Annotated in this window: 15 protein-coding genes and 1 tRNA gene; 8 read left to right on the top strand and 8 right to left on the bottom strand. The window is 49.3% G+C overall.

The genetic code is table 11. The annotated features are described in order from the left end of the window. Nucleotides 1-29: 29 nt before the first annotated feature. Nucleotides 30-770 carry an SDR family oxidoreductase gene (locus DEV76_RS19535; protein WP_109699605.1) on the bottom strand — a complete coding sequence of 247 codons (741 nt, stop codon included), beginning with the start codon at nt 768-770 and terminating at the stop codon, nt 30-32. Between the two features lie 148 nt (nt 771-918). Then, nucleotides 919-1,896 (bottom strand): 3-keto-disaccharide hydrolase, encoded by a 978-nt coding sequence (locus DEV76_RS19540; protein WP_109699606.1) that lies wholly within the window; start codon nt 1,894-1,896, stop codon nt 919-921. A gap of 254 nt (nt 1,897-2,150) precedes the next feature. Here DEV76_RS19540 and DEV76_RS19545 point away from each other — a divergent pair, with 254 nt between their 5' ends. From DEV76_RS19545 to DEV76_RS19555, 3 genes are all read left to right on the top strand, one after another. After that, the gene (locus tag DEV76_RS19545; RefSeq protein ID WP_109699607.1) at nt 2,151-3,125 is read left to right on the top strand and encodes a phosphatidylinositol-specific phospholipase C; all 975 of its coding nucleotides are present in this window, start codon (nt 2,151-2,153) and stop codon (nt 3,123-3,125) included. 265 nt (nt 3,126-3,390) lie between these two features. Next, the gene (locus DEV76_RS19550; protein ID WP_109699608.1) at nt 3,391-4,023 is read left to right on the top strand and encodes a DUF4253 domain-containing protein; all 633 of its coding nucleotides are present in this window, start codon (nt 3,391-3,393) and stop codon (nt 4,021-4,023) included. 158 nt (nt 4,024-4,181) lie between these two features. Further along, on the top strand, nt 4,182-5,768 hold the full coding sequence (locus DEV76_RS19555; RefSeq protein ID WP_109699609.1) for an ABC-F family ATP-binding cassette domain-containing protein: 1,587 nt from the start codon (nt 4,182-4,184) through the stop codon (nt 5,766-5,768). A gap of 2 nt (nt 5,769-5,770) precedes the next feature. On the opposite strand, the gene DEV76_RS19560 is transcribed toward DEV76_RS19555, so the two are convergent. Further along, nucleotides 5,771-6,400 carry a hypothetical protein gene (locus DEV76_RS19560; protein ID WP_109699610.1) on the bottom strand — a complete coding sequence of 210 codons (630 nt, stop codon included), beginning with the start codon at nt 6,398-6,400 and terminating at the stop codon, nt 5,771-5,773. 72 nt (nt 6,401-6,472) lie between these two features. Between DEV76_RS19560 and DEV76_RS19565 the strand changes: the two genes are divergently transcribed. Together DEV76_RS19565 and DEV76_RS19570 are read left to right on the top strand one after the other, a co-directional pair. Next, the gene (locus DEV76_RS19565; protein ID WP_109699611.1) at nt 6,473-7,348 is read left to right on the top strand and encodes a DMT family transporter; all 876 of its coding nucleotides are present in this window, start codon (nt 6,473-6,475) and stop codon (nt 7,346-7,348) included. A gap of 40 nt (nt 7,349-7,388) precedes the next feature. Continuing rightward, nucleotides 7,389-7,835 carry a hypothetical protein gene (locus DEV76_RS19570; RefSeq protein WP_109699612.1) on the top strand — a complete coding sequence of 149 codons (447 nt, stop codon included), beginning with the start codon at nt 7,389-7,391 and terminating at the stop codon, nt 7,833-7,835. A 21-nt stretch (nt 7,836-7,856) separates the two neighbouring features. Here DEV76_RS19570 and DEV76_RS19575 read toward each other — a convergent pair whose 3' ends face one another. Next, the gene (locus DEV76_RS19575; protein ID WP_109699613.1) at nt 7,857-8,756 is read right to left on the bottom strand and encodes a LysR family transcriptional regulator; all 900 of its coding nucleotides are present in this window, start codon (nt 8,754-8,756) and stop codon (nt 7,857-7,859) included. 140 nt (nt 8,757-8,896) lie between these two features. Here DEV76_RS19575 and DEV76_RS19580 point away from each other — a divergent pair, with 140 nt between their 5' ends. From DEV76_RS19580 to DEV76_RS19590, 3 genes are all read left to right on the top strand, one after another. After that, nucleotides 8,897-10,123 (top strand): MFS transporter, encoded by a 1,227-nt coding sequence (locus DEV76_RS19580; RefSeq protein ID WP_109699614.1) that lies wholly within the window; start codon nt 8,897-8,899, stop codon nt 10,121-10,123. A 108-nt stretch (nt 10,124-10,231) separates the two neighbouring features. Continuing rightward, nucleotides 10,232-10,305 (top strand) — tRNA-Pro (locus DEV76_RS19585). Between the two features lie 125 nt (nt 10,306-10,430). Next, entirely contained in the window at nt 10,431-10,880 is a 450-nt protein-coding gene (locus DEV76_RS19590) for a GNAT family N-acetyltransferase (RefSeq protein ID WP_109699615.1), read from the top strand. 2 nt (nt 10,881-10,882) lie between these two features. Here DEV76_RS19590 and DEV76_RS19595 read toward each other — a convergent pair whose 3' ends face one another. The 4 genes from DEV76_RS19595 to DEV76_RS19610 form a co-directional block, all read right to left on the bottom strand. Beyond that, nucleotides 10,883-11,563, bottom strand: coding sequence for a DUF1826 domain-containing protein (locus DEV76_RS19595; RefSeq protein ID WP_232826994.1), 681 nt, complete (start codon nt 11,561-11,563; stop codon nt 10,883-10,885). Between the two features lie 110 nt (nt 11,564-11,673). Continuing rightward, nucleotides 11,674-12,141 carry a DsrE family protein gene (locus DEV76_RS19600; RefSeq protein WP_109699668.1) on the bottom strand — a complete coding sequence of 156 codons (468 nt, stop codon included), beginning with the start codon at nt 12,139-12,141 and terminating at the stop codon, nt 11,674-11,676. Between the two features lie 98 nt (nt 12,142-12,239). After that, complete coding sequence (locus DEV76_RS19605; RefSeq protein ID WP_232826995.1) at nt 12,240-13,091, bottom strand: YeiH family protein; 852 nt, start codon at nt 13,089-13,091, stop codon at nt 12,240-12,242. Nucleotides 13,092-13,311: 220 nt separating this feature from the next. Then, complete coding sequence (locus DEV76_RS19610; protein ID WP_109699618.1) at nt 13,312-14,265, bottom strand: glycoside hydrolase family 43 protein; 954 nt, start codon at nt 14,263-14,265, stop codon at nt 13,312-13,314. Nucleotides 14,266-14,273: the final 8 nt, after the last annotated feature.

Below are 14,273 nucleotides of genomic sequence, written 5' to 3' on the forward strand. Positions count from 1 at the left end.
GGCAGGCCATACCTGCCGGGACTTTTTTATTACGCCATACCGCCGTTGGCACCGATGTTTTGTGCTGAGATCCATTTGGCTTCGTCGCTGGCCAGGAAGCATACGATGCGCGAGATATCTTCAGGCTCCGCGATGCGCCCGAAGGCAGACATGCCTGCCAGCCGTGCGATGGTTTCTTCTGATTTGCCATTGGTGAACAGTTCTGTATTGGTAGGGCCGGGCGAAAGGGAATTGACGTTGATGCCACAACTTCCCACTTCTTTGGCAAATACACGGGTCAGTTGTTCAACCGCAGCTTTGGTTGCCACATAACTGGCGTATCCGGGAATCATGATGCGGTTCACCGAAGTGGAGAAGTTAATGATGGAGCCTTTATCTGCGAGGCGGGTTGCCGCTTCGCGGAGCGTGTTGAAGACGCCTTTTACATTGATGTCGAACATCCGGCTGAAATCTTCGTCTGTCGTGTCTTTTATCAGTTTCGTAATCATGATGCCGGCATTATTGACCAGTACATCGATTCTGCCATAACGGGTAATGGCTTCGTCAAACAGGTGGGTAACCTGGGCGGGATTGCTCACATCAGCCTGAACAGCAAATGCATCTCCCCCTGATTCGCGGATGGTGGATACCACGTTTTCCGCATCAGCCCTGCTGCCGGCATAGTTAACAATTACTTTGGCTCCCGCTGCGGCCAGACTGCGGGCTACGGCTGCACCGATGCCCCGGGAGGCGCCGGTCACCAGAATCACTTTTTCTGTTAAGTTTTGCATGGTACAAAATTCCACATTGCTGCGGGACTAAAATTGCAGACCGGAAAGAAGGAATTGTAAAATTCAAAGAATCGCCCTTATTGGGAGGGTAATAAAAAGCCCGTCCTGGTATTACCGGGACGGGCCTTGATATCAAATCCTTGAAAACTTATTTCGCGGGGGTGATAATGATTTTGCGGAACTCGATGGGACCATGGTCGCCCTGGAAGTAGATAGGACCGGGTTCACCTTCGTTGCTGTCGAGTGCACCACCGGTGATGCCGGGGATTTCCTGTTTGGTTACCACGGTTTTGCCATTCACCACGATGGTTACAAGGCGGCCAACAAGCGTGATGTCGAACGTCTGCCATTTATCAGGGCCGAGGGCATAGATCTCGCTGGGAGCGATGAAGCCGTAAACGCCGCTGAAAAGTGTGGAAGATGGATGCGCATCTTTCGGGCTGTCTTCGATCTGCACTTCATGGCGGCCTCTCAGGTATACGCCGGAGTTGCTGCCTTCTTTGTAACGGAATTCAACATGCAGTTTGAAGTCGGTGAATTTCTTTTCAGAAATGAGGTTGGCACCGGATTTAGCACTGGTAAGGATGCCGTTGATTACTTCCCACTGGTTGGTGTTACCTACAGCTTTCCAGCCGGTAAGGTCTTTACCATTAAACAGCTGGATGGGTTTGCCCCATACCGGTGCGGTGGTACGTTTCATTTCTGGGGCCTTTACAGCTGTCCAGTTAAAAGAGCTGCCATCGGGGTAGGAGATGGTGCCTTTAAGGCCGCCGTTAGTTACTTCGCCGTTCACGGTGAGGTCGCCTTTCCCGCTTTCCCATTGCGGAGGAATGGTGAAGCTGAACTTGCCGTTTTCGAATTTAACTTCAGAAACGGGGCGTGAGCTGCCGGAAGTGGCAACGAAATGGCCTACCAGTGTACGGAAACCGGAGAGCTTCACTTCCAGCCAGGAAGGGGAGGGCTTACCATTCTGATCGATGGTGATATCCCACCGGCCAATCAGTTCTTTCTGGTCTGCCGCCGCCTTAACGGAGTTGGCATGTTGCTGCTCCTGAGCGGCCACCGTACCGGTGGTTCCAAGGATCGTTGCCAGGCCAAGACCCAGCGCGAGGAATTTTTTATGCATCGTTGTCGTTTTTGCCTTTGTATCAATGGTTTCCGCTACCGCAAGCTGCCATGCGGGCGGGGAAGGCGAACAAGATAGGACATATTTGTTTTTTCGCAAACCCCATTTACGGGAATGGCCATATGACATTTGTCTTAATTTATAGTGCTAAACCGATATAGACGCAGTTTTAGCTGGAAAATCATCCTTATTTTCAATGTAACACCAGGCCTGACGCAGCGATAGGATAACCCTTCTCAAACCCACTTTACGTTATGAACTTCAAAACCCGGTTACAAGCCGCCACCTTCGCGGTCATTACCATTTTTAGCACCAGTTGCAGCAAGAACCTCCGCGACGCGGAGCCTGCCCTCCGGCCTGAGAATGTTTCCGCATCAGGCAATTTTACCACCCTGGCCGTTATGAACAGCTGGATGACGGGTATGCCCGACAACACATCCATCGCCCGGATCTCCATCCCCGGTACCCACGATTCCGGCGCCCGTGTGGAACCTGTCGGAGGGACCGCCAAATGCCAGAACCTCACCATCGCCGAGCAGCTGGAAGCCGGCGTGCGCTTCCTCGACATCCGCTGCCGCCACATTGGCGATGGCTTCGCTATCCATCACGGCAGTATTTACCAGAACCTCAACTTCCAGGATGTACTGAACGCCTGCCTAGGTTTCCTGGACAGTCACCCCGGCGAAACCATCGTAATGTGCGTAAAGGAAGAATACGACCCTACCGGCAATACGCGCAGCTTTGAGCAAACGTTCGACAGCTATGTGGCGCAGAATCCCGGCCGCTGGCACATGGGCGCTACTGTACCCAACCTCGGTACCGTACGCAATAAGATTGTACTGCTCCGCCGCTTCGGTGCATCCTCTACTCCCAAAGGCATCGACGCTACCAACTGGGCAGATAATACAACGTTTACCAGCTCCAATGCCGACGCCACATTGCGCGTACAGGATCAGTACGTGGTACCGGATAACAACAATAAGTGGACTGGCGTCACAAATCTCTTCAACGAAGCATATGCCAGCACAGGCAATACGCTGTATATCAATTTCACCAGCGGGTATAAATCATTGATCTTCGGTATTCCCAGCATCACTACTGTGTCTAACAACATTAATCCGCGCATTAATACCTATTTCACAAACAATACGTACGGTCATTACGGTATTATCCCCATGGATTTCGTGGATGCCACACGCGCGCAGCTGATCGTGGAATCTAATTTCTAAACAGGATGGGGCGGTGGTCAGGTCCCGCCCGGATCATACTGTGAAGGCTCCCGGATACATTCCGGGAGCCTTTATTATGGGTTGTATCAGAAAAACTGTATTTTGTCTGCCAGATACAATTCAAGTTTTCCCTGACCGCTGAAAATCATACACTAAATCTTGCCGGTATTTCCCGGAAACCGTACGACGCCAATGATTAGGAACCATCCACCTGCTGATCACAGGGAGGGGTACATCTGAATGACAATCAATCGAACCTTTACAAATGGGTATCAGAGATTTTTTTCGCCGGCTGATGGGCGCTCCATCCGCTTTATCCTCACAGCCGGCAGACGATTATGAACTGGCAGAAGCTGTTCATTTCGATCACTTCGTGCTGCACGTTATCCGTCAGCTTACGGATGCACCGCTGGAGCGGATGAAAGCATCCAACGGCGCTGCGGGATACCGCCCGGACGCGCTGCAGTTTACAACATCGCAGGCCGATGCAGGAAGGATAATTTCACAACTGAAAGCTGCGCTACGCGGAAAGGATTATATCGTATTCCATTCCGAACAAAACTTCGGTCATTCTCCCGACGAAATTGCCATCCTTAAAACCGGTGACCAGTTCGACATTCTGCGGTGTAAAGGAACCGACGGACAAAACCATGGCATTGATAATGAAGCCCTCATTTCCACGCTTAAAATCTGGCATGCAGAAACTCCTTTTGAGATTATCGGTGCTGACTACGACTGGCTGGAAGCCCGCTTTCAGGAGCAGCCAGCCAACTGGGATGCAATGGCGGAAAAAGTATATGCTTTTTGTCCGGATGTGGTAGATCAGGGAACGGGAACAGTAGAAGCGCTGGCTGCCGAAATGAAAGGTACCAGCATGCTGTACCTGTGGTGGGACTGACGGCCATTTGCATTTTCCGGATTTTTTGTATTTTTGCATCTCAAACCAAACTGCATTTATACCAACATGTGAGATTCAATTTCTTTCCGAATTAACCCATAACTGCGCTGCCTGCTGAATACGGCGGCCGTTATTCTTCACTGTTAAAGAAAGAAATCATGTTGGCGTTTCAAGACGTTTCTTACGCGCATCCCAATAAAGACATATTGTTTTCCGGGCTTCATATGACTATAAGCCGCGGGGATAAAATTGCACTGACCGGCCATAACGGAGCAGGTAAATCTACTTTGCTGCGCCTGATGGCTGGTGAACTGATGCCTTCTAGCGGCACCATCCGCCGGGAAGAGCCCCCGTATTACATTCCACAGCACTTCGGGCAGTTCGATGAACTAACGGTAGGCGAGGCCCTGCGTGCGGGGAAGCGCCTGCATGCCCTCCGCGAAATACTTGCGGGCAACGTAACCGATGACCTCATGGCTGACCTGAACGACGACTGGACCATCGAGGAACGCTGTGAAGAAGCCCTCGCTCACTGGCAACTGGCAGGCCTGTCTCTGGATCAGAAGCTGGCTGGCCTGAGCGGTGGACAAAAAACGCGTGTATTCCTTGCCGGTATTACGGTAAACCAGCCCTCTTTTCTGTTACTCGACGAGCCGGGCAACCACCTCGATGCTGAAGGCCGCGGATTACTGCGTACACTCATCTCCGGCTGGCGCCAGACTTTAGTGCTGGTGAGCCACGATGCATCGCTGTTACGCCTGCTGCCTGTAGTATATGAGCTGGGTAAGAAGGGGATAACCGTATATGGCGGCGATTTCGATTTCTACAAAGCACAGAAAGAACTGGAGCAGGAAGCCCTGCACCAGGATCTGCGCAGCCAGGAAAAAGCCCTGCGCAAAGCACGGGAAACGGAACGGGAGGCAATGGAGCGTAAGCAGAAGCTGGATGCCCGTGGCAGGAAGAAGCAGGAGAAATCAGGCGTACCCACTATCATGCTGAATACGCTCCGTAACGGAGCAGAGAAGAGTGCTGCCAGCCTGAAAAAAGTACATACTGAAAAGATGGATGGTATTGCAGATGAAGTGAACCGCTTACGCAAGGCATTGCCGGATATCGATAAGATGAAACTAAATGTGGATGATTCTGCATTGCATAAAGGCAAAGTGCTGGTAACTGCGGAAGAACTCAACCACCGTTTCGGGGAAAGGCGCCTCTGGGATGAAGGATTGACCTTCCAGATACGCAGTGGCAACAGGCTGGCCATCCGGGGTGGTAATGGTTCCGGGAAAACCACGCTCATCAGGCTGCTGCTCGGTGAAATGAAACCTTCCGAAGGAGCGCTGACGCATGCGGATTTCAGTGCGGTGTATATTGATCAGGATTACTCCTATATCGACGGCGGATTAACCGTGTATGAGCAGGCGCAGAAACACAACCCCGGGCATCTGGAAGAGCATGAGATTAAAACACGGCTCTATAGGTTTTTATTCGGACCGGCAGACTGGAACAAGCCATCTTCCGCCCTTAGCGGCGGGGAAAGGATGCGCCTGCTGCTATGCGTATTAGGGATCGGAACAAAAGCGCCCGATGTCATTATTCTCGATGAGCCTACTAATAACCTCGATATGCAGAATGTGGAGATTCTCACCGCTGCCATGAACGGATACGACGGTACGTTAATCGTAGTATCGCACGACACGGAGTTTCTGGAGATGCTGGGTGTAGACGGGGAGATTGAGCTGTAGCTTCAGGATTTGAAATTCCAGTTGATAAAAGGCAGTTTCCGCTTCTCATTTTTATTCCATAAACCGAATTGTAAACCACGGGTGTTTTTGCTGGAAGTCATGAACCCGATCTGTATGCCACGCATAGTTTCTGATGCTACACTGATACCGATCTGCAGTCCATGCATTTCCTCACTGAGAGACGCAGCGGCCACCTGTATGCCGTTATGTTTTTCCGCGATATTCATGCCTCCGGAAACCGATATGCCGTTCACGCGCCAGTTGATCTGCCCGATGGCACCCAGCGAAATACCGTTTACCCTGTAACACATAGAACCCAATGCGGAGAGATTGAGTCCGTTCACTTTTTCAGGTTGCTTATTCGCAGGCGGTGCAGGATTCGTATTTCCGTGCGCGGTATCCCAGGGAGCACGGGGTATAAATGCAAGGAACAGTCCGGGCCCGGGTACTTCCAGCCGGAGACCGGTGGTGGTCGTATTGACGGTTTCGTAGATGGGTAGCCAGCCAACGCCCACGCCATAAATACGGATGTCAGACTGGTGGTAGGTCCAGAGTGGAAAATAGGTCTTGCGGTGTTGGCCCTGTACCTGCAAAAACACCAGCATCATCAGGGATAAAAGGAAGATGCGCATAGGTTTGGAGATCGTAATTCTGCCTAAAATACCGGTTTTTTTCCGGAAACCGTTTTCTAGCTTTACCCTGCTGTGCAAAACCGTCGTATTCAACTTATTCTGGCAGGGATCATCTTTGCCTTCCTCTGGGCTTCCGCTGCTGCCGCTACCAAAATAGGATTAGGAGCGGTTCAGCCTTTCGTATTATTTGTGCCGCGCTTTTTCCTCGCTGCAGGCATTATGTTGTTTGTATCGCACGTGTTACTGAAGAAGCGGATGCCGAAAGGAAAGGAGTGGATGCAAACCGCGGTGTACGGCTTATTCAACGTATCCCTTTACCTCGGGATTTATGTGGTGGGGATGATGGAAGTGTCTGCCGGACTGGGCGCCCTTGCCACGGCTACCAACCCGGTATTTATAAGCCTGATCAGTACCTTCTGGCTGCGCAAACCATTGCAGCCGGTTACGGTATTAAGTCTTGTATTATGCCTTGCAGGTATTGGCGTGGCTGCCTGGCCGTTGCTGGCAGATAGTTATGCAACGCCGTTTGGGCTGGGACTTGTGCTGTTTAGTATGGTTACTTATTCCGTAGGGGCGATCTATTTTTCCGTCAGTAAATGGGATGATCTGCACATCTTTACCATCAACGGATGGCAAACACTTTTCGGGGGGATTTTTTTGCTGCCATTGATGGCTGTATGGTATGATCCTGCGAAGAATGATTTTAACCTGGCCTGGCTGCTTTCCACATTATGGCTGGTGGGCCCCGTTTCGATTGTGGCGGTATTACTGTGGTTGTTTTTGCTGAAGGATAATCCTGTAAGAGCATCTTTCTGGCTCTTTCTCTGCCCGGTTTTCGGATTCGCCATTTCCGCGGCTATCATGCACGAACCCCTCAGTTTTTATACCCTTGCAGGTATACTGCTGGTAGTAGGCGGACTCTATATGGTGCAGCGTTTAAGGAAGTAGGAGAGCGCGGACGTTTTAATTACAGACTCAACAGTATTGTATGGATCATAGACTTAAAAAGTTCATAATCAGTTTTCCCAAAGGCTGGGTGAATGTTTCTGAAGAGAACCCTGATGGTCCTCCTACTTTTATTAACGAGCTGATCAGGCCTTCCGGCGTATTGCAAATTTCAACTGCAGCATATTTATCCGGAGAGTTGCCGGATGCTGATAATAATACATTGCTCGGATTATCAAGGAAGGCAGGAATTACGCATGATTTTGGGAAACATAACCATGAAGAATCAGGCAATTGCCGTTTCGGCAAATATGGATTTGTCCAGTTCGGCAGACCTGATTTCCCTTACATAGCCGTGTGGCATCTAACGAACGGGAAAGACTTTATTTTCTCCACTTTTATTTGTTCGGAATCTCCCCGGATTGAGCAGGTCAATGATGTTCATCAGATTTTAACTACGCTCAGGCGCAAAAATATTTTTGGTCTTTAACCTGCGGGGTGGCAAATACAATTATTGCATCCGGTGGAGAAAGATGTCTCTGATCTGTTCTATTTCTTTTGCATAAATCGTTTTCTTCCGCGTACCGAAATACAGTGTGTTCTCTATCGGATGATATCCTTCCCATACAAGTTTCACTTTACCCGCATTCATTTCTTCCCGGCATAAAAAGTCGGGAACTACTGCCAGCCCGTTACCACTACCGAGGCAACGTACTATAGAGCTGATATTTGGCACAATGAAGTTAGGCTTGAACTCTAGCTGACATTGGAAGTTGATTTGCCAGAATCGCTTCAGGTGTTCCATATCGGCTGCTGTGCTATACCACAATTGCTCCTTCAGCCATGCAATGGCACCCTTTACATCTTTCTTTTTAATCAATGCGTGGAATGGCTTTAGCTCAACGTCCGGGCCACCAACCAGCACGATGCGTTCTTTGGAGAAGGGCTGATATTCCAGGTTCTTCTGATCGCCCGTTTGTGGTGTAACGATCATGTCAAGCACTCCTTTATCGAGATCGTGCTGCATTTCGGGATAGTCACCGAATTTGATGATGAGATTGAATGGCAGCCGGGAAATGTGCTCTTCCAATGTATACTGAAACGTTTCGAAACACATACCTACGCTGATGGTAGAGCGTTCCGAACGGGAGCTGCGGCTGAACATCTGTTCTGCAGTTTCCAGTTTGCTGAGTGGTTCCAATACAAAGTTGTACAGGATCTTCCCCCTTTCTGTAGGCACCATCCGCCGGGCAGAGCGGTCGAACAATTTATAACCCGTAAAAGTCTCCAGTGAATTGAGGTGCAGGCTCACGCCCGGCTGGGAAATAAATAGCGTTTCCGCTGCCTGTGTAAGGGTGCCCAGCTCGTAAATGGCTTTGAAAGTACGAAGCCACTCCAGGTTAAGTGCCATAATCTATCAGTTTGATGATGTAAAGGTATCATTTATATAATTAGGATGAGGTTATAAATAGGCTGAATTTTGTCCAGTTAAATTATCAAATGCTGTTTTACGCAGGTAATGACTGAACGGCAGCTGTTAAATCATCAGATATGCAAACCATTACTGGAAAGCCCGAAGCAGTGGCAATACCAATATCTTCCGTCAGTAAAGGCACCAGATTGCCGGCCGCTTTATGGGCGCTAACTATAGCCGCTTTCGGCATCGGCACCACCGAATTCGTGATTGTGGGTTTACTACCCACCGTTGCGGAGGACCTGGCTATTACCATTCCATCGGCAGGATTGCTGGTGAGCCTTTATGCAATGGGGGTAGCGGTTGGCGCCCCAATACTTACCGCACTTACCAGCCGTATCCCCAGAAAAACGTTACTGATTTCCCTCATGGCACTTTTCATTCTGGGGAATGGCCTGGCTTCCATAGCCCCGGGCTTCTATACACTGGTGCTTGCCCGTATTGTAACGGGCTTTGCGCACGGGGTGTTCTTTGCAGTAGGGGCTACCATTGCGGCGGCGATGGTTGCACCGGAAAAGCGCGCCACGGCCATTGCTATCATGTTTGCGGGGCTTACGCTGGCCATCGTAACTGGCGTGCCACTGGGTACATTCATAGGCCAGCATTTCGGCTGGCGGGCCACTTTCATTGGCGTGGCTTTACTGGGAGTGGTAGGGCTGATAGCCAGCGCGGCCCTCGTTCCCAATAACCTGAAGAATAACGAATCCGCTACCCTCACCGATCAGTTGAAAGTACTGGCCAATAAGCGGCTGTTACTGGCCTTCCTGATGACGGCACTCGGATATGGGGGGACTTTTGTGGCATTCACCTACCTATCGCCCATTCTGCAGGAAGTGACCGGCTTGGGTGAATCTGCCGTAAGCCTGATCCTGCTGTTGTATGGTATTGCCATTGCCATAGGGAACCTGGCAGGCGGTAAGGCGGCCAATAAGAACCCTTTAAAGGCCCTGCTGTGGATGTTCGTATTACAGGCGGTAGTGCTGCTTATTTTCACGTTTACAGCCCATGATAAAGTGTGGAGTATTGTAACGCTTTTTGCACTGGGGGGCTTATCCTTCGCCAATGTGCCCGGGTTGCAGTTGTACGTGGTGCAGGTGGCGGAAAAGTATCTTCCCGGTACGGAGGATGTGGCCTCCGCCTTCAACATCGCAGCCTTCAATATCGGTATCGCCATCGGAGCTTACGTAGGCGGACTGGTAGTGGTATCACCCCTCGGACTGGAAGCCACGCCATGGGTTGGGGCGTTGTTCGTATTGCTGGCTGTGCTGGTGACTTTGTATAGCGCCCGTATCAGCAGGAGATAAGGGGCTCATTTGTCATAAAAACGGCTGACTGATTTTAAACGATTCAGTCTTAATGGATCAGAAATATTTTTGGATTTTGATATAAAAATGTAGATTTGCGACCCCGTACGGGATGTAGCGCAGCCCGGTAGCGCGCGTCGTTCGGGACGACGAGGCCGCTGGTTCGAATCCAGTCATCCCGACTTTCGGAGAAATCCAAAAAACGAAAAAGCCCGCAAGACATAAGTTTTGCGGGCTTTTTCGTTTAATAAATGTCTGAGTGACGATAGGTATCTGCAGCAATTTGCGCAGATGAAATTTTACAGTTATGATTAGAAAAATTGAAGAATCAGATTATCAAAACCTGATAGATATTTGGGAGAGTGCAGTGCGCAGTACGCACGATTTCCTGAAAGAAGAAGATTTTCACTATTACAAGGTGCATATTCCTACATACTTTGAACATGTTACTTTGTTTGGGTATGAAGAAAATGGAGCTTTAATTGGGTTTATAGGCGTTGCAGGAGAGAATCTTGAAATGCTTTTCATTCACAACGATTTTCGCGGCAAAGGAATTGGGAAAAAGCTGGTTTCGTATGGGATAGATCAGTTAAAGATTTCCAAAGTAGATGTGAATGAGCAAAATGCCCATGCAGTTGAATTCTATAAACACGTTGGGTTTCGTGTATTAAGCAGAAATGCATTAGATGGACAGGGCAAAGCGTATCCAATTTTAAACATGGGATTAAAACCTTGCCTCTTAATGACAAGGGATTGATTTCAACAAATCAGCAACAGCCTGCTCTCTCCGGGTTTTTCCACAGGTGCCCGGTGAATACAGGGCGGAACCTGGCTTCCGGGATGATCAACCGCCAGCCTCCACAGGTGACCCAGGCCTAAATTGATGGGCTGTGCGTCAGGATCAGCCTGATAGTGCAAATCAAAGAAGTGTTCACTCAGGAATGCTTCAAAGCCTTCATCCGCGCTACCATATAGTTTTTTAAGTTCATCACGTATTTCCGGAATCAGGATTTTCTTTTTGCCCTGTTCATTGGACAATATATCACTGGATGCACCATAGTAGGTGCATAAAAAGGTGTGGGTTGGAATGGGGGAGCGGTCTACGTGCCAGGAGTAGACATCGGTGGGTAATAGCGGGAAAGTATCATCGCGGTCATAGTGACTGATCACATTAAGGGTGGGAGATGCACCGTGTGCTTTTAGTAGCTCCAGGTCGCTTAAAAGTATTTCACGGGCAAGTTGCCCTTGCTCGCTCAGCTGAAGTTCATGGAGATCGACTGGTTCTATGGTCGTTATATTCCCGTTGAGCGCTACTTTTCTTACTATCTCTGAAAAATCACCTTTCAAATTACGCGTCCAGCATATTGCATTGATTTCTCCTTTATATGGGGTAGAAACCAGATCCTGAAAATTCGTGACACAGTGAATTTGTTTCTCCATATGAGATAGCCCTATCATAATAGTTTTTGTAAAATCAATTGACTACGAAGTACGGTAATGTTAATAAAAGGGCTGCACCACGTAGCCTTTTTTATTGCATAATATCGTTATTATGGCTTAACGACCGACCACCCTTCTGCCTGCCGGAGAATGAGTTCCCCATTCCCGCTGGGTACAATGGCTATGAAGTCATAGAGATCTTCCCGGGTAATCTTCCTTTCCTTCAGTGTATTATTACATTGCGCTACAATTACGCCCCTCTCCACCAGTGCAATCAGGTCCTGCTCGTATTTGCCGCCTTTCAGGAAAGCGTCTGTCCCCCCACTGAATGCGACCAGCTCTATGGTTAATTTCCCGGCCAGCCGGGGATCGTTTAATGCGTTATTGATATTCCGGATCGCTTTTTCAATTCTTTTCGGATCATTTACATCTAACTGGTAAATGGCATGGTAAGCCTTTTTACCCGCCTTCGCTCCTGTGTACGTGCGGTTCTTTTCCAATGCTCCGCCGGCAGATTGGGCGGATGCCGACAAAGTAATCAGGAAGCTGCTGATGAGAAGCAGTGTCGCTTTTTTCATGTATTGTGCTTTTAAATGGCTGGATGTACGGGTCAATAATAAGTCAGCCTGTCCGGATGCCCAAGTTTTTATGGATGAATGCAGGCCGGATATCAGCATCAGGCCAGGCTCATAACGGCCCTTAGTGCGGCGGCGGAGATCAGTACCCACAGCAGAATGCCCTGCAGAATGGGTGTAAGTCCTACTTCGGCCCACACTTTGCGGTTCAGTCCGCATCCGATGAGGAAGAGGGTTAGTGTTAATCCTGCTTTACCCAGGCCTGTAAGGTATGTACTGTATTGATGGATGAACGGTACATAAGTGTTGGCAAGCATTGCCAGTACAAATAAGCCGATAAAGTAAGGGATTTTGACCTTCACATTCCTGTTCCTGAAAATATAGGTGGATAGGAAGGCTACTGGTATAATCCATAATGCTCTTGCGAGTTTTACGGTGGTAGCTACTTCCAGGGCCTGAGCGCCGTATTTTCCGGCTGCGCCCACTACTGAACTGGTATCATGAATTGCGATGGCGCTCCACATGCCGAACTGTATCTGCGATAGCTGTAAGGCATGGCCAATTAAAGGGAATATAAAGAGTGCAGCAGCATTTAGAATGAACACGGTACCCAAGGCAACGGAAATCTGTTTTTCTTCCGCTGCGATTACCGGAGAAACCGCGGCTATGGCGCTGCCGCCGCAAATGGCCGTACCTGTACTGATAAGGTAAGATGTCTTTTTGTCGATCCGGAAGCATTTTCCTAAGAAATACCCGGTTATCATGGTGCCGACAATAGAAATGACCGTAAACAACAAGCCTGATTTGCCTGCCTGTATAGCATTACCTGCATGCATGCCGAAGCCAAGGCCCACTACAGATATTTGTAACATCAGATGGGTGGCTTTATGGTTGAGGTGAAGATAAGGATGGCCGATGAACTGCGCGATGACCAACCCCAGTAATAATGCCATAGGGGGTGTAATCCATGGCGATAAGCAGAAAACTACTGCCAGTATAAAAATCAATTCTCTCGTAGTGATACTTCTATCCAGGAATTTTGCTTTTCCGCCCTGCACTGTGCTTGTTCTCAGTAACTTTTCCATGATGTATGATGTCCGTTTTGCTGGTGCAAAGCTCCCTCAAATCTCATCACCCGGGAAATTGTAATTTGGAATGTATCATTACCTGTGGTTATAACCGCAGCCATTCGAACGATTTTCCATCCGCTTCCAATACATCTTCTCCATCCTTAACCTTTCGCCACTTCAGTGCCACTACCGCAGTTGCCCTTGGCGCCACGCGCTCTTCCGAACGGTGGGTGTGCAGTACATAAAACATCTTACCGGCTTTATCATAAAACACATCGCCATGCCCGGCGCCATTCTGGCCAACGGTATGCCTGCTGATGATGGGATTGCCGGTGTACTTCTTCCACGGGCCGGTAGGTGATGCTGAGGTTGCATATCCCACAGCGTAATCCTTATTCCGGAAATCGTTGGAGGAATAAATAAGGTAGTAAGTGTTGTTATGCTTCAGCACAGTAGGCCCTTCAGCCACCGGCCATTCCGCATTGGCGGTGTTTTCCCATCCTTTGGTACTGGCGATGCATTCTTTTTCAGTTCCGGGTATCACGTCCGATAAATCGGGTTTCATTTCTGATACAAAGATGCGGTTGCCGTTCTGGAGTTTAACGTGGTAGAGGTACACCTTCCCTCCCGGATCAAAAAATACAAACGGATCTATCTGCTTCCCCGAGCCACTAATTGCCACAAGCTTCTCCTGTATAAAAGGCCCTGCAGGACCGGCCGCCTTTGCAATAGCGATCTGTTCATTGGCAGTATAGGCCATGTAATAGCTGCCCCGGTATTTAAACACATGCGGTGCCCAGAAGCCACTGGTACCATAGGAATCACCTTTTTTCAAGGCAAACCGCTTTGTACTGTCATCTGGCAGGCGCCAGCTTTTTGCATCGGTAGATTCATGCACCATGAAGCCCTGGCTATTGCCGGTACCGTACATGTAGTACTTCCCTTTATCAGAAAAGATAGTGGGGTCAGCAAGGAACACAGATGGTTGTTGTGCTGCAACGGGGAGTGTGGCAGCCATGAATGCGGCAGTATGGAAGAGGGTTTTAAATTGAAGCATAGTAACCC

The sequence above is a fragment of the Chitinophaga deserti genome (assembly GCF_003149455.1).
Lineage (GTDB): Bacteria > Bacteroidota > Bacteroidia > Chitinophagales > Chitinophagaceae > Chitinophaga > Chitinophaga deserti.

Bases quoted from the DNA above. Each gene is read 5' to 3' on its own strand.
- DEV76_RS19540 (WP_109699606.1), bottom strand. From the start codon at position 1,896: ATGCATAAAAAATTCCTCGCGCTGGGTCTTGGCCTGGCAACGATCCTT.
- DEV76_RS19590 (WP_109699615.1), top strand. From the start codon at position 10,431: ATGATTAGAAAAATTGAAGAATCAGATTATCAAAACCTGATAGATATT.
- DEV76_RS19555 (WP_109699609.1), top strand. From the start codon at position 4,182: ATGTTGGCGTTTCAAGACGTTTCTTACGCGCATCCCAATAAAGACATA.
- DEV76_RS19610 (WP_109699618.1), bottom strand. From the start codon at position 14,265: ATGCTTCAATTTAAAACCCTCTTCCATACTGCCGCATTCATGGCTGCC.
- DEV76_RS19535 (WP_109699605.1), bottom strand. From the start codon at position 770: ATGCAAAACTTAACAGAAAAAGTGATTCTGGTGACCGGCGCCTCCCGG.
- DEV76_RS19595 (WP_232826994.1), bottom strand. From the start codon at position 11,563: ATGGAGAAACAAATTCACTGTGTCACGAATTTTCAGGATCTGGTTTCT.
- DEV76_RS19560 (WP_109699610.1), bottom strand. From the start codon at position 6,400: ATGCGCATCTTCCTTTTATCCCTGATGATGCTGGTGTTTTTGCAGGTA.
- DEV76_RS19545 (WP_109699607.1), top strand. From the start codon at position 2,151: ATGAACTTCAAAACCCGGTTACAAGCCGCCACCTTCGCGGTCATTACC.
- DEV76_RS19550 (WP_109699608.1), top strand. From the start codon at position 3,391: ATGGGTATCAGAGATTTTTTTCGCCGGCTGATGGGCGCTCCATCCGCT.
- DEV76_RS19605 (WP_232826995.1), bottom strand. From the start codon at position 13,091: ATGGCATTATTACTGGGGTTGGTCATCGCGCAGTTCATCGGCCATCCT.
- DEV76_RS19575 (WP_109699613.1), bottom strand. From the start codon at position 8,756: ATGGCACTTAACCTGGAGTGGCTTCGTACTTTCAAAGCCATTTACGAG.
- DEV76_RS19580 (WP_109699614.1), top strand. From the start codon at position 8,897: ATGCAAACCATTACTGGAAAGCCCGAAGCAGTGGCAATACCAATATCT.
- DEV76_RS19600 (WP_109699668.1), bottom strand. From the start codon at position 12,141: ATGAAAAAAGCGACACTGCTTCTCATCAGCAGCTTCCTGATTACTTTG.
- DEV76_RS19570 (WP_109699612.1), top strand. From the start codon at position 7,389: ATGGATCATAGACTTAAAAAGTTCATAATCAGTTTTCCCAAAGGCTGG.